The organism is Paracoccus binzhouensis (genome assembly GCF_016446475.1).
GTDB lineage: Bacteria > Pseudomonadota > Alphaproteobacteria > Rhodobacterales > Rhodobacteraceae > Paracoccus > Paracoccus binzhouensis.
In genome coordinates this window covers 1-20,249 of the sequence record NZ_JAEHFP010000083.1, presented here as the reverse complement: position 1 = coordinate 20,249, position 20,249 = coordinate 1, and the positions used below count along the sequence as shown (strand labels likewise).

Annotated in this window: 21 protein-coding genes and 3 pseudogenes; 7 read left to right on the top strand and 17 right to left on the bottom strand. The window is 68.2% G+C overall.

Annotated features, from left to right (window positions below; genetic code table 11):
- The 10 genes from I9P22_RS17030 to I9P22_RS16985 all read right to left on the bottom strand — a co-directional run.
- The coding region (locus I9P22_RS17030; RefSeq protein ID WP_269846655.1) for a thiamine pyrophosphate-binding protein at positions 1-667 on the bottom strand (667 nt) is incomplete at its 3' end.
- A 13-nt stretch (positions 668-680) separates the two neighbouring features.
- Positions 681-1,472 carry an SDR family oxidoreductase gene (locus I9P22_RS17025; RefSeq protein ID WP_199260691.1) on the bottom strand — a complete coding sequence of 264 codons (792 nt, stop codon included), beginning with the start codon at positions 1,470-1,472 and terminating at the stop codon, positions 681-683.
- Positions 1,469-2,413: a VOC family protein gene (locus I9P22_RS17020; RefSeq protein WP_199260690.1), complete on the bottom strand. Its 945-nt coding sequence runs from the start codon at positions 2,411-2,413 to the stop codon at positions 1,469-1,471. Before I9P22_RS17020 ends, I9P22_RS17025 begins: the two co-directional genes overlap by 4 nt.
- Complete coding sequence (locus tag I9P22_RS17015; RefSeq protein ID WP_199260689.1) at positions 2,410-3,264, bottom strand: alpha/beta fold hydrolase; 855 nt, start codon at positions 3,262-3,264, stop codon at positions 2,410-2,412. Before I9P22_RS17015 ends, I9P22_RS17020 begins: the two co-directional genes overlap by 4 nt.
- On the bottom strand, positions 3,264-4,004 hold the full coding sequence (locus I9P22_RS17010) for an SDR family oxidoreductase (protein ID WP_199260688.1): 741 nt from the start codon (positions 4,002-4,004) through the stop codon (positions 3,264-3,266). The genes I9P22_RS17015 and I9P22_RS17010 overlap by 1 nt, the downstream gene beginning before the upstream one ends.
- Positions 4,001-5,032, bottom strand: coding sequence for an aromatic ring-hydroxylating oxygenase subunit alpha (locus I9P22_RS17005; RefSeq protein WP_199260687.1), 1,032 nt, complete (start codon positions 5,030-5,032; stop codon positions 4,001-4,003). Before I9P22_RS17005 ends, I9P22_RS17010 begins: the two co-directional genes overlap by 4 nt.
- A 46-nt stretch (positions 5,033-5,078) precedes the next feature.
- On the bottom strand, positions 5,079-5,918 hold the full coding sequence (locus I9P22_RS17000; RefSeq protein WP_199260686.1) for an ABC transporter permease: 840 nt from the start codon (positions 5,916-5,918) through the stop codon (positions 5,079-5,081).
- Complete coding sequence (locus tag I9P22_RS16995; protein ID WP_199260685.1) at positions 5,915-6,889, bottom strand: ABC transporter substrate-binding protein; 975 nt, start codon at positions 6,887-6,889, stop codon at positions 5,915-5,917. Before I9P22_RS16995 ends, I9P22_RS17000 begins: the two co-directional genes overlap by 4 nt.
- A gap of 14 nt (positions 6,890-6,903) precedes the next feature.
- On the bottom strand, positions 6,904-7,677 hold the full coding sequence (locus I9P22_RS16990) for an ABC transporter ATP-binding protein (RefSeq protein ID WP_199260684.1): 774 nt from the start codon (positions 7,675-7,677) through the stop codon (positions 6,904-6,906).
- A complete protein-coding gene (locus tag I9P22_RS16985) occupies positions 7,667-7,969 on the bottom strand; it encodes a recombinase-like helix-turn-helix domain-containing protein (protein ID WP_199260683.1) in 303 nt (100 codons plus the stop codon). Before I9P22_RS16985 ends, I9P22_RS16990 begins: the two co-directional genes overlap by 11 nt.
- A gap of 369 nt (positions 7,970-8,338) precedes the next feature.
- Here I9P22_RS16985 and I9P22_RS16980 point away from each other — a divergent pair, with 369 nt between their 5' ends.
- Positions 8,339-9,118, top strand: coding sequence for an IclR family transcriptional regulator (locus I9P22_RS16980; protein ID WP_199260682.1), 780 nt, complete (start codon positions 8,339-8,341; stop codon positions 9,116-9,118).
- A 21-nt stretch (positions 9,119-9,139) separates the two neighbouring features.
- Here the strand turns inward: I9P22_RS16980 and I9P22_RS16975 are convergent, their stop codons facing one another.
- The 4 genes from I9P22_RS16975 to I9P22_RS16960 form a co-directional block, all read right to left on the bottom strand.
- Positions 9,140-9,907 carry an ABC transporter permease gene (locus I9P22_RS16975; protein ID WP_199260681.1) on the bottom strand — a complete coding sequence of 256 codons (768 nt, stop codon included), beginning with the start codon at positions 9,905-9,907 and terminating at the stop codon, positions 9,140-9,142.
- Positions 9,904-10,710: an ABC transporter ATP-binding protein gene (locus I9P22_RS16970; protein WP_199260680.1), complete on the bottom strand. Its 807-nt coding sequence runs from the start codon at positions 10,708-10,710 to the stop codon at positions 9,904-9,906. Before I9P22_RS16970 ends, I9P22_RS16975 begins: the two co-directional genes overlap by 4 nt.
- Positions 10,710-11,723, bottom strand: coding sequence for an ABC transporter substrate-binding protein (locus tag I9P22_RS16965; RefSeq protein ID WP_199260679.1), 1,014 nt, complete (start codon positions 11,721-11,723; stop codon positions 10,710-10,712). The genes I9P22_RS16970 and I9P22_RS16965 overlap by 1 nt, the downstream gene beginning before the upstream one ends.
- 394 nt (positions 11,724-12,117) lie before the next feature.
- The gene (locus I9P22_RS16960) at positions 12,118-13,065 is read right to left on the bottom strand and encodes a LysR family transcriptional regulator (RefSeq protein ID WP_199260678.1); all 948 of its coding nucleotides are present in this window, start codon (positions 13,063-13,065) and stop codon (positions 12,118-12,120) included.
- A gap of 129 nt (positions 13,066-13,194) precedes the next feature.
- Between I9P22_RS16960 and I9P22_RS16955 the strand changes: the two genes are divergently transcribed.
- The 5 genes from I9P22_RS16955 to I9P22_RS16935 are packed head-to-tail and all read left to right on the top strand — an operon-like array spanning position 13,195 to position 17,484.
- On the top strand, positions 13,195-14,433 hold the full coding sequence (locus I9P22_RS16955; protein WP_199260677.1) for a M20 aminoacylase family protein: 1,239 nt from the start codon (positions 13,195-13,197) through the stop codon (positions 14,431-14,433).
- Entirely contained in the window at positions 14,427-15,212 is a 786-nt protein-coding gene (locus I9P22_RS16950; protein WP_199260676.1) for an ABC transporter substrate-binding protein, read from the top strand. Before I9P22_RS16955 ends, I9P22_RS16950 begins: the two co-directional genes overlap by 7 nt.
- Positions 15,213-15,257: 45 nt before the next feature.
- Positions 15,258-15,947: an ABC transporter permease gene (locus I9P22_RS16945; RefSeq protein WP_199260675.1), complete on the top strand. Its 690-nt coding sequence runs from the start codon at positions 15,258-15,260 to the stop codon at positions 15,945-15,947.
- The gene (locus I9P22_RS16940; RefSeq protein ID WP_199260674.1) at positions 15,944-16,669 is read left to right on the top strand and encodes an ABC transporter permease; all 726 of its coding nucleotides are present in this window, start codon (positions 15,944-15,946) and stop codon (positions 16,667-16,669) included. Before I9P22_RS16945 ends, I9P22_RS16940 begins: the two co-directional genes overlap by 4 nt.
- Before the next feature lie 23 nt (positions 16,670-16,692).
- Positions 16,693-17,484, top strand: a complete 792-nt coding sequence (locus I9P22_RS16935) for an ABC transporter ATP-binding protein (RefSeq protein ID WP_199260693.1) — start codon at positions 16,693-16,695, stop codon at positions 17,482-17,484.
- Here the strand turns inward: I9P22_RS16935 and I9P22_RS16930 are convergent.
- A pseudogene (locus I9P22_RS16930) lies at positions 17,481-17,666 on the bottom strand (IS3 family transposase); the annotation flags it as partial. The gene I9P22_RS16935 and the pseudogene I9P22_RS16930 overlap by 4 nt on opposite strands.
- 41 nt (positions 17,667-17,707) lie before the next feature.
- A pseudogene (locus I9P22_RS16925) lies at positions 17,708-18,106 on the bottom strand (transposase); the annotation flags it as partial.
- A 1-nt stretch (position 18,107) separates the two neighbouring features.
- Between I9P22_RS16925 and I9P22_RS16920 the strand changes: the two are divergent.
- Positions 18,108-18,290: pseudogene (locus tag I9P22_RS16920) on the top strand (IS66 family transposase); the annotation flags it as partial.
- Positions 18,291-18,296: 6 nt separating this feature from the next.
- Here I9P22_RS16920 and I9P22_RS16915 read toward each other — a convergent pair.
- Positions 18,297-20,249: DNA translocase FtsK (locus I9P22_RS16915; RefSeq protein ID WP_199260673.1), on the bottom strand; the 1,953-nt coding region annotated here is incomplete at its 5' end.

Below are 20,249 nucleotides of genomic sequence, written 5' to 3'. Positions count from 1 at the left end.
CGCGCGCGCCGCCGCCCAGCCACAGCATCGGCCGGCGTGCGGCGCGCACGCGCTCGGCCAGCTCGGCGATGGCGTCGTCGCAGGCGCGGGGCAGCTGCACCAGCGGCGCATAGGCCCGCGCGGACCCCTCGACCGGGCTGCGCTGCACATCCACCGGGATCTCCAGGCTGACCGGGCCCGAGGGGGCCGACAGGGCCGCCGAGCAGGCCGCTGTCAGCGTGCCTACGGCGCCCTGCGCATCCCACATGCGGAACACCGATTTCGACACCCCCTCCAGCATCCTGGGCTGGCGCGGCACGTCATGGATCGCGGCGCGGTCGCGGTCGGCGAATTCGCGGTCCACCTGCGTCGTGATATGCAGCAGGTGCGTCCCCGCCGTCAGCGCCTCGGCCTGGGCGCCGGCGGCGTTGCCGGCCGCGGTGCCGGTCGAGGTCAGGCAGACCCCCAGCCGGCCCGAGACCCGGGCATGGGCATCGGCCATGTTCATCGCTCCGGCCTCGCCCCGGGCGGGGACGAAGCGGATGCGGCCCTGGCGCGCCACGGCGTCCAGGATCGGCATGTTGTGGATCGAGATGACCCCGAAGATCGTGGTGACGCCGATATCGGCCAGGTAGCGGGCGATCAGGTCGCCGACGGTTTCCACCTCGAGGCGGATGTCCATTTTCATGGTGATTGTTCCTTCAGATAGAACGGGACAGGCCGCCCGAGACGTCGATCTGCGCGCCGGTGATGTAGCTGGCGCCCCGCGAGCCCAGGAAGGCGATGGCATGGGCCGCTTCCTCGGGATCGCCCAGCCGGCCGAGGGGGATGCCCTTGCGCTCGGCCAGCGAGCCATACCATTCCTCGCGGCTGACGGATTTGTCCGCGCGCTCGGCAAAGCGGCGCGTCCATTGGCCCGAGCTGATCAGCCCCATCAGCACGGAATTCACCCGCACCTCGGGCGCCAGCTCGACCGACAGGCTTTTCAGCAGGTTCTGCACCCCGGCCCGCGCCGAAGAAGTGCAGACCATATGCGGCTCGGGCTGATAGGCCAGCAGCGAATTGACCGCGACGATGGCGCCCCGCGCCTCGCGCAGCATCGGCAGGAAGGCCCGGGTCGGCAGAACCTGGCTGAAGATCTTCAGCTCGTATTCGGCGCGCCACTCCTCGTCCGAGGTATCGGCAAAGGTCGATTGGCGGCCCTGCCCGGCATTGTTGACCAGCAGGTCGCAGCGGCCGAAACGGTCGCGCAGCTCGGCCGCGAAACCGGTCACGGCCTCGGCATCCAGCACCGACAGGGCGCGGGCCAGCACCCGGTCCTCGCCATGGTCGCGGCGCAGCACCGCGGCGACATCTTCCAGCCGCCCCTCGTTGCGGGCGCAAAGCGCCACGCGCGCGCCGCAATCCAGCAGCAGCCGCACCGTGGCCAGCCCGATTCCCGACGAGCCGCCGGTCACGACCGCGACCTGTCCCTCGTAATCATAGCGGTTCATTCGGCGGCCTCCCTGTCCTTGCGGTTGCGGCCCGGCACCAGTTCGGGAAAGCCGGGATCGGGGCGGCCCTGCATCACGGCGCGCTGCGCCGGGGTGGGGGGGCCGGCGGTCATCCACTGGTCCATCTTCTCGGGGTCGTCGCGGGGCCAGACCTGCGCCTCATGCGTGGCCTCGTCGATCTGCTGCAGTTCCGAGGTGAACTCGATCACGAATCCCGAGGGCGATACGAAATAGGCAAACGGGTTGTTGCCCGGCCCGTGCCGGCCCGGCCCCCAGGTCGGCACATGGCCCTTTTGCTTCATCCGGCCGATGGCGCGCATGAACTCGTTCAGCGTCGGCACCTCGAAGGCGACATGGTTGACCGAGGCGTAATGCCCGCGCACCAGCGCGATCGAGTGATGGTCGGACGAGCAGCGCAGGAACACCATCTGGTCGGCCGAGTAATCCGAGACGCGGAAGCCCAGAACCCGTTCATACCATTCCTGCACCCCCTCCATGTCGGGGGTGTTCAGCACCACATGCGAGACCTTGCGCGGCATGGCCCATTGCGGCTCTTCGTCATGGCACAGGCCCCCGGCCCGGAAGCGCAGCCGGCGCAGGTCGGGGTCGAGGATCTCGAAGCCGTAGCCGCCGATCCAGTCGTCGAAGGTCGCCGGATCGCCCAGCACCACGGCGCCTTCGGCCGTGACCTGGGCGTGCAGCGCGTCGATGGCGGCCGCGTCGGGCATGTTGAAATGGATGTGGTCGATGCCGAAGACCGGGCCGTCCTTCAGCCCGTAGAGATAGGCTTCGGGCCCGGTGCCCTTCAGCCAGGCGGCGCCGTCCTCCTGCCGGGCCAGGGTCAGGCCCCACATGTCCTGATAAAAGGGCAATGTCGCCGGCAGGCCGGGACCGCGCATCACGATGCCGCGCAGGCTTTCGACGCGCATGGGTTCGCTCATCCTGTCATTCCTTGGCTTGCGGCCTGCGCCGGGGCGGCGGCAGGCGGGGTTTGGTCGAGACAGGTCGCCAGGGCGCGCGCGAAGGCGGCCGGGTCCTGCTGATGGATGGCATGGCCCGCCCCCGGCAGTTCGATCAGCGGGCCGCGGATGCGGGCGGGGATCGCCTGATGGGCGCGGCGGTTCGCCGCCGGCGGCGTCACCAGGTCGCCGACGCCGACGATGACCGAGGCCGGCACGGCCAGCGCAGCCAGGTCCTCGAGCAACCGGCCCGAGGCCAGCATCCGCGCCGCCTGCCCATAGCCGGGCATGCGGACCTGCGCCATGTTGCCGGCGACCTGGGCGACCAGTTCGGGATGGGCGTCGGCATCGTGGACCAGGCGCGGCGCGCGCTTCGCTGCGAAGGCTGCGGGGCCAAGGGCCTGCAATTCGTCGATGCGGGCCTTGGCGCCCTCGGACAGCGCCGCGCCGGGGCTGACGCCATGGCCAAGCGCGCAGGAGGCCAGCACCAGCGCCGCGACCCGTTCGGGATGGCGGCGGGCGAAGGCGGCGGCCATCAGCGTGCCCAGCGAATGGCCCAGCAGGACCGCCCGGCCGACGCCCAGCCGGTCCAGCAGCCCGGCCAGCGCCGCGGCATAGTCCGCCGCGACCGGCCACTCGGCGGCCAGCGGCTGCGAGGCACCATAGCCGGGCGCGTCCCAGGCGATCACCCGCCACGCTTCCGGCAGATGCGGCAGCAGCCCGGCGAAGCCCGTCGCGTTCGAGCCGATGCCGTGCAGCGCCACCAGCGGCATCCCGGCGCCGGGGCGCTCCAGATAGGCGACGGGGCCGGATGTTTTCGCCTGGAACGCCATCAGTTGAACCAGAAGCCGTTATTGACCGGCAGGGTCTGCCCGGTCAGGGTCAGCGCATCCTCGCCCAGCAGGAAGGCGATGGTGCCGGTGATCTCCTCGGGGGATTGCGGGCCGGGCACGGCGCGGCCCTCGGCGTAAAGGCGATGCCGCGCCTCGGGGACGTAATCGGTGCTTTCGGTGGTCAGGATGCCCGGCGCCACGGCGGTGACGCCGATCCGGTCGGGGCCAAGCTCGCGGGCATAGGAGCGGGTCATCGCCATCACCGCGCCCTTCGAGGCGGTATAGGCCATCAGCCGCGGCGCCCCCCACAGCGCGGTGTCCGAGGCGACGTTGACCACCCGGCCCGAGCCCGACGCCTTCAGGAGCGGCGCCAGCGCCCGGGTGACCAGCCAGGTGCCGCGGATGTTGACCGCCATCACCCGGTCCCAGGTCTCGATCTCGATCTCGTCATGGGTGATGCCGCCGATGCCGGTGGCGATGGCCCCGTTGTTGACCAGGCCGTGCAGCAACCCGCCAGCCTGCGCCGCCACCGCCTCGGCCATGGCCGCGATGGCGGTCGGATCGGCCAGATCGACCGGCAGGAACGCCGCGCCCAGCCGATCCGCGACCGCCCGGCCCTCGTCGGCCAGCAGGTCGACCAGGATCAGCCGCGCGCCCTCGGCGGCGAGGCGCTCGGCGATCTTCTCGCCCAGGCCCCGCGCCGCGCCGGTGACCAGGATATGGCGCCCCTGCAGCATCATTCCGCCGCGACCCTGGTTTCGGCCTCGATCTGGCTTTTCGCCGTGCGGGTCAGGATCTGGCGGATCCGGCTGACGCCCAGGTCGTGCTGATAGAGCATCTCGCGCTTGCGGGCGTCGTCGGGCATGCCCTCCAGCATCACCCGGTCCTGTTCCAGCACATGCCAGTGGTTCTGTTCCAGCTGCGCCCGGTAAAGGAAGCGCCAGCTTTCCCGCGCCAGGCCCGAAACCTGGCGCAGCCGCCAGAAGAACACCTTGCAGCGGCGCTCGGAGACCGGCAGCACGAAGCCGACGATGCGCATGTTGCCGCCCGGTCCCGCCGCCGGCGGATAGGGAATGTCGAGATAGCAGAACATGTTGCCGGGATGGACCTCGAACTCGGTCCAGTCGAAGTTTGCGCCGACCTGCCCGACGCGCGAGATGCGGAAGCCGTCCTCGGTCCTGTTCAGCTCCATCAGGTCCTGCTTGGAGCCGAAGGCCAGGGTGAAGCTTTCCGAATGCAGGTAGCAGCCGTGCATCGGGTCGGCCAGGTTGTCGAGCGCATAGCGATAGTTGCAATCCCAGACCGAGGTGCACAGGAAGCCGGTCCAGTCCTCGGATTGCAGCTCCTTCGGCATGACCAGTTCGGGCGGTTCGGGCTGCTCGGCCGAGGGCATGTAGACGAAGACGCAGTCGCTGTGCTCGGTGGCGTGGAAGCTTTCCAGTGCCTTGCGGCCTTCCAGCGCGCATTCCGGCATGGCGGGCACGCGCTGCACCACGCCCTCGCCATCCACGATCACGCCATGATAGCGGCAGCCGATATTGCCCTCGTGGATCTCGCCATAGGACAGGGGTGCGCCGCGATGGGGACAGAAGTCCTCGATGCAGCGGATCCGCCCGGCGCCGTCGCGCCAGAGCACCAGCTTGCGGCCCAGCACGATTGCGCCATAGGGCACGGTGGTCTTGATCTCGACGGATTTGGCGACCGGGTACCACTGGCCCAGCAGGCCGGAGTTCACCCGTTCCTCGATCAGGGTCTTCTTGTCGATCATGGCTGAATATCCTTGGGAGATGAGATGGAGGGAGGCGGCGACCGCCTCAGCCCTGAGCCCTGGGAATGTAGTGCAGTACCCGCGCCTCGATCCGTTCCAGGACCAGGTAGAGCGCGAATCCGATCACGGTCAGCAGGATGATGGCGTTGAAGACCATCGCCGCATTGGCCTGTCCGCCGCCATAGGCGATCAGGTAGCCAAGCCCGCTGTTGCCGCCGACCAGCTCGCCCACGGTGATGCCGATCACCGCCAGGGTCGAGGCGATGCGCAGCCCCGCCATCAGGTTGGGCAGGGTGGAGGGCATCTCGATCTTGCGGAAGATCTGCCAGCGGTTCAGCGAATAGGCCCGGGCCAGGTTGACCAGGTCGCGGTCCACCGTGCGCATCGCCTGCAGCACGTTGACCAGCACCGGGAAGAACACGATCAGCACCGCCACCAGCAGCTTGGGCATGGCATTGTAGCCGAACCACATGATGAAGAGCGGCGCGAAGGCGACCTTGGGCGCGATCTGCAGCGCCAGGATATAGGGCGAGAGCACCTTTTCCCAAAAGCGCGACATGCCCAGCAGGTAGCCCATCGCCGCACCCAGCGCCGAGCCGATGGCAAAGCCCAGCAGCGTGTAGATCGCGGTCGAGATCGTGTGCCCGACCAGCCCCTCGGCCTGATACATCCGCTGCAGCTCGGCCAGGCATTGCGAGAAGGTGGGGATGATATAGCGCGGCACGCCGAGCAGCGGCGGCAGGAACTGCCAGGCCAGCAGGACCAGCCCTAGGATGGCCAGCGACACGGCGGTCTGGACGCGCCTTTCGATCACGGCATAGGCCGCTTGCGGGATGCGGCCGGCCGGGCGCGCCGCCGGGCGGGTGTCATGCGTCGCATCGGTCATTTGACGAACTCGTTGGTATAAAGGTCCTCGACGGGCACGGCGGTCTGGACGATGCCGTGATCGACATAGAACTTCTGCACGGCGGTCAGGCGTTCGGGGTCGAAGCCGCCCAGCGGCAGGCCCTCCTGCGCCGGATAGACCTTGGTGGCGTATTCGCGCAGGATCGCCTCGATCTGGGCTTCCTTGCCGGCATGCTGCGGCACGAAGCCGACATAGTCGCGGGCCGCCTGGGCGGGATCGGCCTCGATGTCGCGGACGGCGCGCAGGACGGCGTCGACGAACCCGCCGACCATCTCGGGCTTTTCGGCGATGGTGCTGTCCGAGGCGATGATCGCCTGCGCCATGGCCGGGAAGATCGTCTCGACCGGGACCTGCTCCATCTCGACACCGGCGGCCTCGACGGCGGCGATCCATTCGGGCACGCCGGACATGCCGTCCAGCTCGCCGGCGACGGTCAGCTGGATCACCCCGCCCGGTCCCACCGACTGGATCTGCACGTCGTCCTTGGTCAGCCCGACCGAGGCCAGCGCGCCCAGCAGGTTGTAATAGGTGGTATCCTGATAGGACAGCACGCCGATGCGCTTGCCCTTGAACTGCGCGGGCCCGCCGATGCCGCTGTCCTTGCGCCAGGCGAGCTGCGTCAGCCCGTGCCCGCCCAGCAGCGCCACGCCCTTCACGTCCAGCCCGTTGGGGCGCACCACGATCGGCGTGTCGCCGATGCCGCCGCCCAGGTCGGCATTGCCGACGGCGACCTGCGTGGCCACGTCGGCGCCGCCCTTGCCGACGCGGAAGGTCACGTCCAGCCCGGCCTGCTTGAAATAGCCCTTGCCCTTGGCAAGCTGGAAGGGCGCGAAGGCCGGCAGGAAATCCGGGCCGGGGAAAAGATAGGTCACGGCCTGCTGCGCCTGAAGCGCGGCGGCGGAAACCAGGGTCGAGACAGCGAAAGCTGCCGAAAACAAGGCTGATCTCATGGCATTCCCCTTCATCAGGCGACGGCTTTCTCTTCCAGTTTCAGAAGCGTGAAGATCTGCGCGGCATAGTCGCCGACCTCTTTCAGCGTCCGGCGCCTCAGCGGCTCGTCGCGATGCGGCAGGTCGACCGCGATCTCTGCGATGACGCTGCCGGGGCGCTCGGACAGGACCAGGATGCGGTCCGACATCAGCACTGCCTCGGCCAGGTCATGGGTGATGAGCAGCGTGGTCTTGCGCTGTTCGGCGATGACCTTGGCGAAGCTGTTCTGGATCAGCAGCTTGGTCTGCGCATCCAGGGCCGAGAACGGCTCGTCCAGCAGGATGATCTCGGGGTCGATGGCCAGCGTGCGCGCCAGCGCCGCGCGCTGCCGCATGCCGCCCGACAGCTGGTAGGGATATTGATGCTCGAAGCCCTCCAGGTGGCAATGCACCAGCTCCTGCATGGCGCGGGCGCGGCGGGCCTGCCGGTCGACGCCGCGCGATTCCAGCCCGAACTCGACATTCGAGACGATGTCGCGCCAGGGCAGCAGCAGGTCCTTTTGCAGCATGAAGCCGACATGGGGGTTGGGCCCGTTCACCCGCTCGCCCGAGACCAGGACCTCGCCCTCGGTCGGGCCGTAAAGCCCGGCGGTCATGCTGAGGATGGTGGACTTGCCGCAGCCCGAGGGGCCGACCACCGACACGAACTCGCCCTGATTGACGGTGAAGGTCACGTCCTGGACGGCGGTCACCTCCTTGCCCGTCCTGGTCGGGAAGCGCTTGGTCACATGGCGGAACTCAAGCGCCATAGCCGCGATCCCGATAGGCGGCGTCGAGATCGGCATTGATCGCGGACAGCTCCTCCAGCAGCAGCGCCTCGGTCCAGTCCGAGCGGCCCGAGACGGGCGCCGCGACCCGGCGCGAGGCCAGCTCGGCAGCGACCTGGGCGAAGTCATGCGTCCCGGTGGCGAACACCTCCATCAGCGCGTCCTTCAGCGCGATCTCGGCGGGGCTCAGCGGTCGGCCCTGGCATTGATGGGCCAGGGCGGGGCGGCTGGTATCCAGCGCGCGCTGCGAAAGGCGATCCTTGAAGACGTCCATCTGTAACCTCCTGTTTTCCGCCGGCGCAGGCCGCACGGCGGCAAGTTCGGTCGTTATCGTTCATTTTTGAACATTGTGTTCATAATAGTAACGGCAGCGCCGGGCTGTCAACAAAACTCGTCACCGGGCGGCGATCCGCCTGCATTGATGGCGCCCGTCCGCGGGGGCGGGCGGCGCCGGCCGCGGCGGGCTCAAGGGTATCGGCTTGATCGGGCTTGATTTTCCCTGCATCCGTTGGCCGGGCTGGGGATCGGCAGAACATGGCTTGGCGGCCGGGCGGCAATTGTTCATTATAGAAAACATCGTTCACGAATTTCCCGGGAGGCTTCCATTCCACGCTCGACCGCCAGATCGGTGACCGAATCGGTCATGGATCCGAATCCCAGCTACGAGGTGCCGCCCGTCAGCCGCGCCTTCAGCCTGCTGCGTTATATCAGTGCCGGCAATCGCTGCCGGAACATGTCCAGGGCCGCGGCGGCCCTGGGGATGAACCGCACCACGCTGCTGCGCCTGCTGCACACGCTGGAGCGCGAAGGCATGATCGAGCGCGACGAGGACGGCGGCGGCTACATCCTGTCCTATGGGCTGCTGGAACTGACGGCCAGCATGCTGTCCTCGCGCGATGTGGTCCGCCTGGCCCGGCCGCTGCTGGCGCGGCTGGCGGCCGAGACCGGGCTTTCGGCGCATCTGGGGGTGCTGTCGCGGACCGATGTCATCGTGCTGGTGCGCGAGACGCCCGACGTGCAGTTGGTCAGCAATATCCGCGAGGGCAGCCGCCTGCCCGCCCATGCCACGGTCATGGGCCGGATCATCCTGGCCCATATGCCGCGCGCCGAGGTCCGCGACCTTCTGGCCGATGGCGAGCTGGCGGCGATCACCGCGCGGACGGCGGCGACTTTCGAGCAGCTGGAAAGACAGCTCGACGCCGACAAGGCCGAAGGGCTGGCCTGGTCGGTCGCCAATTACGAAGAGGGGATCGGCTCTTGCGCGGGGGTGGTGCTGGACCATTCCAACCGGCCGGTGGCGGCGATCAGCCTGTCGGGCCGGCAAAGCGCCTTCGAGCCGAACAGCGACCGCCGCCAGGCGATCGCCGAGGGTGTGCGCGGCACCGCGCAGCGCCTGTCCGCGCTGCTCGGCGCGCAGCCATAGCGCGCCGGGCCGCCCGCAGGCTCAGCCGATCACCGAGACGTGCCAGGGAGTCAGCCAGCGCCGCAACTGCGAGATCACCGCGTAAAGCGCCAGTCCGACCAGCGTCAGCACCACGATCACGGCAAAGAGCTGCGGCACCGCAAGGTTCTGCAGGTGCATGACCGCCAGGTAGCCCAGCCCCTCGCTGCCGCCGATGAACTCGCCCACGATGGCACCGATCATTGCCATCACCACGGCGACCTCGGTGCCGGTCAGGACCACCGGCAGGGCCGTGGGCAGGTCGAGCATGACGAAGCGCTGCCAGGGATTGGCCTGCAGCATGGTCATCACGTCGCGGTCTCCTGGATCGACCGACTTGAACGCCTGCAGCGCGTTCGAGAACACCGGGAAAAAGGCGAGCGCGGCCGCGATCACGATCTTGGATTCCAGCCCGAACCCGAACCACAGCACGAACAGCGGCGCCAGCGCGATCTTCGGGATCAGCTGCAGCAGCACGATGAAGGGCTTGGCCGCCCATTCCACCGGCGGCACCCGGGCCATCACGAAGCCCAGGGTAATGCCAAGCCCCACGGCGATGGCGAAGCCGGACACCGCCTCGGTCATGGTGATGCGGGTGTGATACCACAGCTCCGGATCGGCGATCATGCCGGACAATGCCAGCAGGATCTGTTCGGGCGCCGGCAGGACGAAGGCCGAGACCTCGGATGTCCTGACATAGACCGACCAGCCGATCAGGAACAGCAGCACCGCGATCACGGGCAGCAGGATACGCAGGGTTTTCTCTTTCATGCCGCGCCCTCCGTCAGCACCTTCCTCAGTCGTCCCACCATGTTCTGGAAGCCGGACGTGCGCTGCAGGTCCAGGTCCCGGGGCCGGGGGAACGGCATCTCGATGGTTTCCACGATCCTTGCCGGCCGGGGCGCCAGCACCACCACCCGGTCGGACAGGAAGGCCGCCTCGGTGATGGAATGGGTGACAAGGATCGTCGTCACCCGGGCCCGGGCGCAAACCTCCATCAGCTCGAGGTTCAGCGTGTCGCGGGTCATGGCGTCCAGCGCCCCGAAGGGCTCGTCCAGCAGCAGCACCTGCGGCTCGGTCACCAGGGCCCTGGCCAGCGAGGCGCGCTGCCGCATGCCGCCGGACAGCTGGCCCGGCCGGTGATCGACGAAGGCGCCAAGGCCGACGGTGTCGCAGATCCGCCGCGCCCGCGCCATGCGCTCGGTCCGGCCGACGCCGGCGATGCGCAGCGGCAGGGCGACGTTCTCGGCGACGGTATACCAGGGAAACAGCCGCGCCTCCTGGAACATCATCGAGATCGGCCGCGTCGCTTCGCCCGAGCGCCGGCCCGCCGTCCAGACCTGCCGGTCGCGGATCTGCACATTGCCCGCGCTTGGCGCCTCGAGCCCCGCGATGATGCGCAGAAGCGTGGTCTTGCCGCAGCCCGAAGGCCCCAGCAGCGACAGGAACTCGCCCCTTTCGAGGCTGAGATTGGCATTGGTGATGGCATGGACCGCGGCTTCCCCGTGGCCGAACACCTTGTCCAGCCCGGAAACGACGATGTCGGGGCCTTGCGGCGACTGATCGAAGGCCATCACGCCACCGCCCTTTCCAGCAACGTATTGGTGTAAAGCGTCGTCGGATCCGGCGCCGCATCCAGCATGCCGGCGCCGTGCAGGGTCTCGACCGCATGGGCCCAGATCTCGGGCACGTTGCGCAGCAGGTTCTCGGGCCCCCGCGCCATCCAGTTCCGCGCATTCGTTTCCAGGTCGCGCTTGGCCAGTTCGGCGTCGTCGGTCCCGGAAATGTCGAATCGTCCGACCAGCTTCTCGAGCACCGGGCCCAGATCCTTCGCCGTGGCGATTTCGCGGGCAGCGCGATGGGTGGCCTTCAGGAAGGCGACGAATTTCTCGGGGGCCGCCTCGATCTCGGCGGGGCTGGCGACATAGACCTGCCCGGGCATGCCGTCATCCATGGGAATGGCATGCACGTCCCTGCGCGCGGCGCTGGCCAGCACCATGGACGAGGTGTTGCCGACAAAGGCCCCGGCGCGCCCGGCCTCGATCAGCGCGAACGAGGCGGCGTTGTCGGCGACCTTGACCTTGCGCACCTGCTTCGGATCGACGCCATTGCCGATCAGCAGCAGGTCCAGCGTGCCCTCCATCGAGCCGCCAAGGCTGGCCAGGCCGACCGTCCGCTCCTTCAGGTCGGCCACGGTCCGCACCGGCTCTTGCGCCGAGGAGATCAGGAAGAACGGCGACATCTGGGCGATGGTCGCGATCGAGATCAGCGGCGCGTCGTTGTTCACGCGCGAGACGAGATAGTTCGTGCCCCCGGTCCGGCCTGCATCCATCTGGCCGGCGATGACCATCTGCGCTGCCATCGCCGCGCCCTTCGCCGCCTCGATCGACACCTGAAGGCCGTTTTCCGCGTAATAGCCGGCGGCTTCGGCATGCAGCACCGGCGCGAAAGCCAGGGAGAATGAGAATGGGGTGATGAAGCGGAATGCCGTTCCGGCCGCGGCGGCCGGACCGGCAAGAGCCAGCGTCGCGACGGCGCCCGCAGCACCGCGAAGGAAGTCGCGGCGGCCAATCGTCAGTGGGTTCATGTTCGTGCGTCCTACCTGTTCTGCGCAACCAAGCCTGTGCGACTGTATGCCACAGGCAAAGCGTATGTTTCACTGGTGAAACGTCCAGGACGGCAGAGGATGCGACGGCCGGGGCAGGGGGCTGCGGGGCAGCGGGAGACCATGCCGGGCAAGGCGGGACGCCCGGCCGCATGCAATCGCGATCCTGGGCCGGGATCGTGCCGAGCCGCAATGCCGGTGCGGTCCGGCATCTGGCCGTCCGCCACCTTGGCGCAGGGGCAAGCGGTTCGACAGGCGCGTTGCGATTGCGCTTTCCGCGCGCTGGGCCTGCGGCCAGCCGCTGCGGCAGGCCGGGCAGGGGGGTTCCCCTCGGCCGTGGCTCTTGGACCCCTTGCCCGGCGGGACCAGCCCGCGGTCAGCGCTCGGCTGCCGGCCGCAGCAGCTCGCCCCATTGCCTCGCCTTCTGGGCCTGCTCGCGCACCGAGGCTTTCAGGCAATGGACGAACGCTTCGGCTGCAGGGCTGGGCGGCGTGTTCCGGCGGCTGATCAGGCAAAGATCGCAGGTCCTGAACTGCTCGCGCAGCGCAAGGATCATCGTCCGTCCCTCGAACATCGGCGCGACCGCCATGATTTTCGGCACCCAGGTGCACATGTCGCCTTGCTCGACCAGCGCTTGCGCCAGCAGGGCGGAATTGGCCTGCACGATCCGCGCCTCGTCCAGATGGACGCCGTGGCGGGTGAACAGCTCGTCGATCAGCCGCTCGCGGCCGTCGGGGGCGAAGTTCAGCAGCCAGTCCTGGTCCAGCAGGTCGTGGATGCTGGCGCATCCCGCGCGCGGATGGCCGCGGCGCACCATGATGCCGGTCTGATAGCGCAGGATCGGCTCGATGCGGAATTCCTGCGGTGACATGCCGGGCGAGGGCTGGCCGACCGCCAGGTCCATCGAGCCGTCGCGCAGCAGCGGCTGGGCGATCATGGCGAAGCTGTCGAAGAATTCCAGCCGAACCTCGGGCATCTGCCGCCGGAAGCTGCGCAGGGCATGGGGCAGCAGGATCAGCGAGACCCAGGGCGTCACGCCGACGCATAGCCGCCCCTCCAGCCGGCCGCGCCGCAGGCTCATCTGCTCCTCGGCCTGGCGCATCTGGTTCAGGATCAGCCGGGCATGGGCCAGCAGCGCCTGGCCATGCGCGGTGAAGCTCAGCCCCGCGGGCGAGCGCAGCAGCAGGGGCAGCTGCTGCTCGGCCTCCAGCTCGCGCAGCGCCCGGGTGACCGCGGGCTGCGAGACGCCCAGCCGCCGGGCGGCGCTGCGCACGCTGCCGGTTTCGGCGCTGGCGACCAGCGCCTCGAGTTGATGCAGCTTCATGGCGCCCTCCGGGAGATAACGGGTAGTTATATCCATAAGAAAGTTTTGTCTCCGTCTCAATGTCCCCGTGACGCTATGGTCCGGGCGGCGCCCATGCCGGGCCGCCCGGCGAAGGGGAGGAGAGGGAGGATGCACAAGGCCGTATTGCCCGGAATCGCCCGGATCGCCGCCGAGGCGGTGCGCCTCCGCCGCCGCATCCACAGCCGGCCCGAGCTTGGCTTTGCCGAGACCGCCACCGGCGCGCTGGTGGCCGGCCTGCTGGCGGAATGGGGCTACGAGGTGACCCGGATGGCGGGCACGGGCGTGGTGGGCCGGCTGTGCAATGGCCCGGGCCGCCGCCTGGGCCTGCGCGCCGACATGGACGCCCTGCCGATCCACGAGGCGACGGACCTGCCCTGGCGCAGCACCGTCGCGGGCCGGATGCATGCCTGCGGCCATGACGGCCACACCGCCATGCTGCTGGCCGCGGCCCAGCATCTGGCCCGGACACGCGCCTTTTGCGGCACGCTGCACCTGATCTTCCAGCCGGCCGAGGAGGGGCTGGGCGGCGCCGCGCGCATGCTGGCCGAGGGGCTGCTGGACCGCTTCCCCTGCGAGGCGATCTTTGCCATGCACAACCTGCCCGGCCTGCCCGCGGGCCAGCTGGCCTTTCGCACCGGCCCGACCATGGCCTCGGCCGATGCCGCGCGCATCCGGATCCAGGGGCGGGGCGGCCATGGTGCCGCGCCGCACAGGGCGGTCGATCCGGTGGTCGTGGGGGCCGCCATCGTCTCGGCCCTGCAATCCATCGTGGCGCGCAATGTCGATCCCCAGGAAGCGGCAGTGATCACCGTGGGCGCGCTGCATGCTGGCGAGGCCGCGAACGTCATCCCCGAGACGGCCGAGATGGCGCTGACCGTCCGCTGCCTGTCGCCCGAGCTGCGCGAGCTGCTGGAAGGCCGCATCCGCTGCCTGGCCCGATCGCAGGCCGAAAGCTTCGGCGCCCGGGCGGTGGTGGACTATGCCCGCAGCCATCCGGTGCTGGTCAACCATCCGGCCCAGACCGCCCTTGCCCGGCAGGTGGCCGAGGACTGGCTGGGCCGCGACGCCATCCTGCCCGACCTGCCGCCCGCCATGGCCAGCGAGGATTTCGCGCTGATGCTGGAGCAATGCCCCGGCTCCTACATCCATATCGGCAACGGGCCGGACAGCGCGCCGCTGCACAGCCCGCATTACGACTTCAACGACGAGGTGCTGGCCATGGGCGCCAGCTACTGGGTCCGGCTGGCCGAGGCGTTCCTGGCGCCGGCCCGGGCCCGGGAAACCATCGCTGCCGCAACCGCAGACCGCCAGGCCCAAGGCACCATGACAGGGGAAACATCATGCTGAACACCATCAGGAGCTTGCTTCTGGCCTTGCTTTGCACCGGCGCGGCCCATGCCGATGACCGGACCGGCCAGACCATCAGGCTGGGCATCGACCCGACCTATCCGCCGCTGGAATACAAGAAGCCCGACGGCACGCTGGCCGGCTTCGGCGTCGAGATCACCGAGGCGATCTGCGCCGAGCTGCGCGCGAAATGCGTCTGGGTCGAAAGCGGCTGGGACGGCATCATCCCTTCGCTCCAGGCGCGCAAGTTCGACGTCATCGCCTCGTCCATGACCATTACCGAAAAGCGCGCCGAGCAGATCGCCTTCTCGGACAAGTACTCAAACGCGCCGGCCCGGCTGGTGGCGCGCAAGGGCTCGGGGCTGGAACCTACCGCCGCCTCGCTGCGCGGCAAGCGGGTGGGCGTGCAGCAGGGCTCGTCGCAGGAAACCTATGCAAGGGCGCTGTGGATGCCCGAGGGGGTCGAGATCGTGTCCTATCAGAGCCAGGACCAGATCTATGCCGACCTGACCAGCGGCCGGCTGGACGCCGCGCTGCAGGCCTCGATCCAGGCCGCCGACGGCTTCCTGAAGAAGACCGAGGGCGCCGATTTCGCCTTCGCCGGTCCCGACCTGAACGACCCGGCCTATTTCGGCGTCGGCTCGGGCTATGGCTTCCGCAAGCAGGACAGGGCGCTGCGTGAGGACTGGAACCGGGCGCTGGCCGCGATCCGGGCCAACGGCACCTACAAGCAGATCAACGACAAGTATTTCGATTTCGACGTCTATGGCGCCGAATAGAGGCCGGCGGCCCGCCGCGGCCCGGCATCGAGGGGAGGAGAGGCCATGTCGCTGAACGGCTACGGCCCGCTGATTCTGGCGGGCCTGGCGATGACGCTGAAACTGGCGCTGCTGGCCATGGTCGGCGCCTTTCTGCTGGGGCTGGCGGGCGCCGGCTGCAAGCTGTCGCGCAACCGGGCGCTGCAGATGCTGGGGGCGGCCTATACCACCGTCATCCGCTCGGTGCCCGACCTGGTGATGATGCTGCTGCTGTTCTACAGCCTGCAGATCTGGCTGAACCGGCTGACCGACGCGCTGGGCTGGGCGCAGATCGACATCGACCCGTTCTCGGCCGGGGCGATCACGCTGGCGGTGATCTATGGCGCCTATTTCACCGAGACCTTCCGCGGCGCCTTCAAGGCGGTGCATCGCGGCCAGATCGAGGCGGCGCTGGCCTATGGCATGGCACCGCGCACGCTGTTCCGCCGGGTGCTGTTTCCGCAGATGATGCGCCACGCCCTGCCGGGCATCGGCAACAACTGGCAGGTGATGATCAAGGCCACGGCGCTGGTGTCGCTGATCGGGCTGAACGACCTCATCAAGGCGACGCAGGATGCCGGGAAAGGCTCGGGGCAGTTCTTCTATTTCAGCATCCTCGGCGCCCTGATCTTCCTGGCCCTGGCGACGGTCATCAACCTGGTCGTCCTGCTGCTTGAACGGCGCTTCTCGGCCGGAACCCGGAGGCATGCCGCATGATCGAAATCCTGCAGGAATACGGGAAGGCCTATCTCTGGACCGACGGCTACAGGATCACCGGCGTGGCGATGACGCTGTGGCTGCTGGTCGCCTCGCTGGCCCTGGGCTTCGTGCTGGCGGTGCCGCTGTCGGTGGCGCGCGCCTCGGCCAATCCCTGGCTGCGCCTGCCGGTCTGGCTGTTCACCTATGTCTTCCGCGGCACGCCGCTTTATGTGCAGTTGCTGATCCTTTACAGCGGCGTCTACAGCCTGCCCCTGGTGCAGTCCCAACCCTTGCTGAACGCCTTCTTCCGCGAGGGGATCAACTGCGCCATCCTGGCCTTCGGCATCTGCTCCTGCGCCTATACGACCGAGATCTTTGCCGGCGCCATCCGCGCCGTGCCGCCGGGCGAGGTCGAGGCGGCGCGGGTCTTCGGCATGACCGGCTTCGGCGTCTATCGCCGGATCGTCCTGCCAAGCGCGCTGCGCCGCGCCTTGCCCGCCTATGGCAACGAAGTGATCCTGGTGCTGCATGCGACCTCGATCGCCTTCACCGCCACGGTGCCCGACATCCTCAAGATCGCCCGCGACGTGAACGCGGCCACCTATGCGCCCTTCGGCGCCTTCGGCATCGCCGCGGTGCTTTACGCCGCTATCGCCTTCACGCTGGTCTGGCTGTTCCGTCGCGCCGAGGCGCGGCTGCTGGCCTTTCAGCGTCCCCAGTCCACAGGCCGGACCGCATGACACGCCATTTCCCCGAGGACACCATGTTCCATCCCCAGCCCGACCCGCAATCCCCCCTCGCCGTCCGGGTCGAGGATCTGCACAAACGCTATGGCCCGCTCGAGGTGCTCAAGGGCGTCGAACTGGCCGCGCGAGAGGGCGAGGTGGTGTCGATGATCGGCGCCTCGGGTTCGGGGAAAAGCACCTTCCTGCGCTGCATCAACCTGCTGGAACTGCCCAGCCGCGGCCGCATCGCGGTGGCAGGCGAGGAACTGGCGTTGCGTCCCGGCCGCGACGGCAACCTGCATGCCGCCGATCCGCGGCAGCTGCGGCGCATCCGCACCCTGCTGTCGATGGTGTTCCAGGGCTTCAACCTGTGGCAGCACATGACGGTGATGCAGAACATCACCGAGGCGCCGGTGCATGTGCTGGGCCTGAGCCGCGCCGAGGCGCGCGACAAGGCCGAGGCGCTGCTGCACAAGGTCGGGCTTTACGACAAGCGCGACCAATATCCCGCCCATCTGTCGGGCGGCCAGCAGCAGCGCATCGCCATCGCCCGCGCCCTGTGCATGGAGCCGCGGGTGCTGCTGTTCGACGAGCCGACCAGCGCGCTGGACCCCGAACTGGTGGGCGAGGTGCTGAAGGTGATCCGCGGCCTTGCCGAGGAGGGCCGGACGATGATCCTGGTCACGCATGAGATGAGCTTCGCCCGCGACGTGTCGAGCCAGGTCATCTTTCTGCACAACGGCCGGATCGAAGAGCGCGGCGCGCCGGCACAGGTCTTCGGCGACCCGCAAAGCGAACGCTGCCGGCAGTTCCTGTCGCGAAGCGGCTAGGTGTTCAGTCCCGGCATCTGGTGGATCGGATTGACGATGAATCTGTCTGGCTCTGAAGTCCAGATCTTGCAGATGTATTCGTAGGGTGTAAGGCCATTGAGTGTCTTGAGCCGACGAGCGACGTTATAGGCGGCGATGAAGCCGTCGAGATGCGTTCGCAGCTGATCGTGATTGTCGTAATGGATGAGCTACTCCCCGATCCTTGGACAGTTTCCGGGGTGATTTAAGCTACTGCCTGCGGCTGCTGATCGGTTTCGATACTGTTCCAGTAAATCACGGCGGGCGGCTGCCCGCCATGGGCGGTATGAGGCCGCCGGTGGTTGCAGAATGTGATCCAGTGGCCGATTGCGGCCTTTGCCTGGGATCCGGTCTCCCAGGCATGCAGGTAGACGCATTCGTATTTCAGGGACTGCCACAAGCGCTCGATGAAGACATTGTCGATGCAACGCCCCTTGCCATCCATCGCGATCCTTGTGCCGACCCGCTTCAGTCGATCCGTCCAGGCGAATGACGTGAACTGGCTGCCCTGATCCGTATTCATGATGTCAGGCGCCCCGAAGCGGCGGTTGGCCTCGTTCAGCGCCTCGACGTAGAAGTCGACCTGGAGCGTGTTCGAGATGCGTCAGCATGTGGCGCGGATCTTGCAGGGCTTCGGTGGCATCCTGCAGGTCGACGGCTATGCCGGATACAATCGGCTGATTGCGCCAGACCGGATCGGCGCGAGTATCCGGCTTGCCCATTGCCGGGCCCATGCCCGCCGCAAGCTGATCGAGATCACCCGCAACGGCTCCGCGCCGATTGCCGAGGGCCGCTCAGACCTCCGGCACCAGCACTTCGCGCTTGCCGACATGGTTCGCCGGGCTGACGACGCCCTGCTCTTCCATCTGCTCGACCAGCCGCGCGGCCTTGTTGTAGCCGATGGCCAGCTTGCGCTGGATATAGGAGGTCGAGCATTTGCGGTCCTTGGCGACGATGGCGACGGCCATGTCGTAAAGCTCGGCATCGCCGCCCTCGCCGGTGCTGAGCCCCAGCACCTGGTCGATGCTGTCGGCGCGTTCCTCGTCCGGGCCCTCGACCACGCCGGCCATGTAGCTGGGCGGGCCGAAGCTTTTCAGGTGGTTCACCACCTCCTCGACTTCCTCGTCGGAAACGAAGGGCCCGTGGACGCGGGTGATGCGCGAGCCGCCCGCCATGTAGAGCATGTCGCCCTGGCCCAGCAGCTGCTCGGCGCCCTGCTCGCCCAGGATGGTGCGGCTGTCGATCTTGGACGTCACCTGAAAGGAGATCCGGGTCGGGAAGTTCGCCTTGATCGTGCCTGTGATCACATCGACCGAAGGCCGCTGCGTCGCCATGATCAGGTGGATGCCGCTGGCCCGCGCCATCTGCGCCAGCCGCTGGATGCAGGCCTCGATCTCCTTGCCGGCGACCATCATCAGGTCGGCCATTTCGTCAACGATCACAACGATATAGGGGAAGGTCTCGGGCTGGAATTCCTCGGTCTCGAAGACCGGCTCGCCGGTATCCTCGTCGAAGCCGGTCTGCACGGTGCGCTTGAACAGCTCGCCCTTGTCCAGCGCCTCGCGCACGCGGCCGTTATAGCCCTCGATGTTGCGCACGCCCATCTTGGACATCTTGCGATAGCGTTCCTCCATCTCGCCTACCACCCATTTCAAGGCGACGACGGCCTTCTTGGGATCGGTGACGACGGGGGAAAGCAGATGCGGAATCCCGTCATAGACCGACAGTTCCAGCATCTTGGGGTCGATCATGATGAGGCGGCATTCCTCGGGCGTCAGCTTGTAGAGCAGCGACAGGATCATGGTGTTGATCGCCACAGACTTGCCCGAGCCGGTGGTCCCGGCGATCAGCAGGTGCGGCATCTTGGCCAGGTTTGCCACCACCGGCCCGCCGCCGATGTCCTTGCCAAGCGCCAGCGGCAGCGGCTGGGTGCCGTCGCCATAGGCCTTGGAGGCCAGAATCTCGCGCAGCACCACCTTTTCGCGCCGGGCATTGGGCAGCTCGATGCCGATCACCGAGCGGCCGGGCACGGTGGACACGCGCGCCGACAGCGCCGACATGCTGCGCGCGATGTCGTCGGCCAGCCCGATCACCCGGCTGGCCTTGAGCCCCGGCGCCGGCTCCAGTTCGTAAAGCGTGACCACGGGGCCGGGGCGGACCTCGGTGATCTGGCCCTTGACGCCGTAATCGTCCAGCACAGCTTCCAGCATGCGGGCGTTTTCCATCAGTGCCTCTTGCGACAGCTGGTGGCGCTCGACGGTGGTCGGCGCGGTCAGAAGCGACAGCGGCGGATGTTCGTAATGGCTGGCCGATTCGTCGAAGCGCAGCGCCGGCTGCGCCTCGGATTGCGCCTGCCGCGAGGGGACGGGCTTTTTCGGCGGCACCACCACGCGCGGCGTTTCTGCGCCGAAGGGTGCGGCGCTGACAGGTTCGGCGAAATCCTCGTCCTCGTCCTCCTCGGCGCTCAGCGGCGGCTCGGTGCGCGCCGAGGCGGCGCGGGCGCCGGTCAGCCGCGCCGTCACCGCCGACAGCAGGCTTTTGCCTTCCGAACGGGTGCGGATGGCATCGGTGATCCGGGCGCTGATCGCGGCGTCCGAGGGCGGCTCGTCATCCTCGGCATAATGCGTCTCGGGGTCGATCAGCTCGGGCTGGGGGGCGAAATCGCGGTCCTCGTCCAAGGGTGCCGGGGCAGGGCGCAGGCCCGGCAGACCACCGCGCGGCGCCTGCGGCAGGGCGGCGGCGCCGGC

Bases quoted from the DNA above. Each gene is read 5' to 3' on its own strand.
- I9P22_RS16945 (WP_199260675.1), top strand. From the start codon at position 15,258: ATGTCGCTGAACGGCTACGGCCCGCTGATTCTGGCGGGCCTGGCGATG.
- I9P22_RS16950 (WP_199260676.1), top strand. From the start codon at position 14,427: ATGCTGAACACCATCAGGAGCTTGCTTCTGGCCTTGCTTTGCACCGGC.
- I9P22_RS17000 (WP_199260686.1), bottom strand. From the start codon at position 5,918: ATGACCGATGCGACGCATGACACCCGCCCGGCGGCGCGCCCGGCCGGC.
- I9P22_RS16985 (WP_199260683.1), bottom strand. From the start codon at position 7,969: ATGGACGTCTTCAAGGATCGCCTTTCGCAGCGCGCGCTGGATACCAGC.
- I9P22_RS16935 (WP_199260693.1), top strand. From the start codon at position 16,693: ATGTTCCATCCCCAGCCCGACCCGCAATCCCCCCTCGCCGTCCGGGTC.
- I9P22_RS16980 (WP_199260682.1), top strand. From the start codon at position 8,339: ATGGATCCGAATCCCAGCTACGAGGTGCCGCCCGTCAGCCGCGCCTTC.
- I9P22_RS16940 (WP_199260674.1), top strand. From the start codon at position 15,944: ATGATCGAAATCCTGCAGGAATACGGGAAGGCCTATCTCTGGACCGAC.
- I9P22_RS16975 (WP_199260681.1), bottom strand. From the start codon at position 9,907: ATGAAAGAGAAAACCCTGCGTATCCTGCTGCCCGTGATCGCGGTGCTG.
- I9P22_RS16990 (WP_199260684.1), bottom strand. From the start codon at position 7,677: ATGGCGCTTGAGTTCCGCCATGTGACCAAGCGCTTCCCGACCAGGACG.
- I9P22_RS17020 (WP_199260690.1), bottom strand. From the start codon at position 2,413: ATGAGCGAACCCATGCGCGTCGAAAGCCTGCGCGGCATCGTGATGCGC.
- I9P22_RS16995 (WP_199260685.1), bottom strand. From the start codon at position 6,889: ATGAGATCAGCCTTGTTTTCGGCAGCTTTCGCTGTCTCGACCCTGGTT.
- I9P22_RS16960 (WP_199260678.1), bottom strand. From the start codon at position 13,065: ATGAAGCTGCATCAACTCGAGGCGCTGGTCGCCAGCGCCGAAACCGGC.
- I9P22_RS17015 (WP_199260689.1), bottom strand. From the start codon at position 3,264: ATGGCGTTCCAGGCGAAAACATCCGGCCCCGTCGCCTATCTGGAGCGC.
- I9P22_RS17005 (WP_199260687.1), bottom strand. From the start codon at position 5,032: ATGATCGACAAGAAGACCCTGATCGAGGAACGGGTGAACTCCGGCCTG.
- I9P22_RS16970 (WP_199260680.1), bottom strand. From the start codon at position 10,710: ATGGCCTTCGATCAGTCGCCGCAAGGCCCCGACATCGTCGTTTCCGGG.
- I9P22_RS17010 (WP_199260688.1), bottom strand. From the start codon at position 4,004: ATGATGCTGCAGGGGCGCCATATCCTGGTCACCGGCGCGGCGCGGGGC.
- I9P22_RS16965 (WP_199260679.1), bottom strand. From the start codon at position 11,723: ATGAACCCACTGACGATTGGCCGCCGCGACTTCCTTCGCGGTGCTGCG.
- I9P22_RS16955 (WP_199260677.1), top strand. From the start codon at position 13,195: ATGCACAAGGCCGTATTGCCCGGAATCGCCCGGATCGCCGCCGAGGCG.
- I9P22_RS17025 (WP_199260691.1), bottom strand. From the start codon at position 1,472: ATGAACCGCTATGATTACGAGGGACAGGTCGCGGTCGTGACCGGCGGC.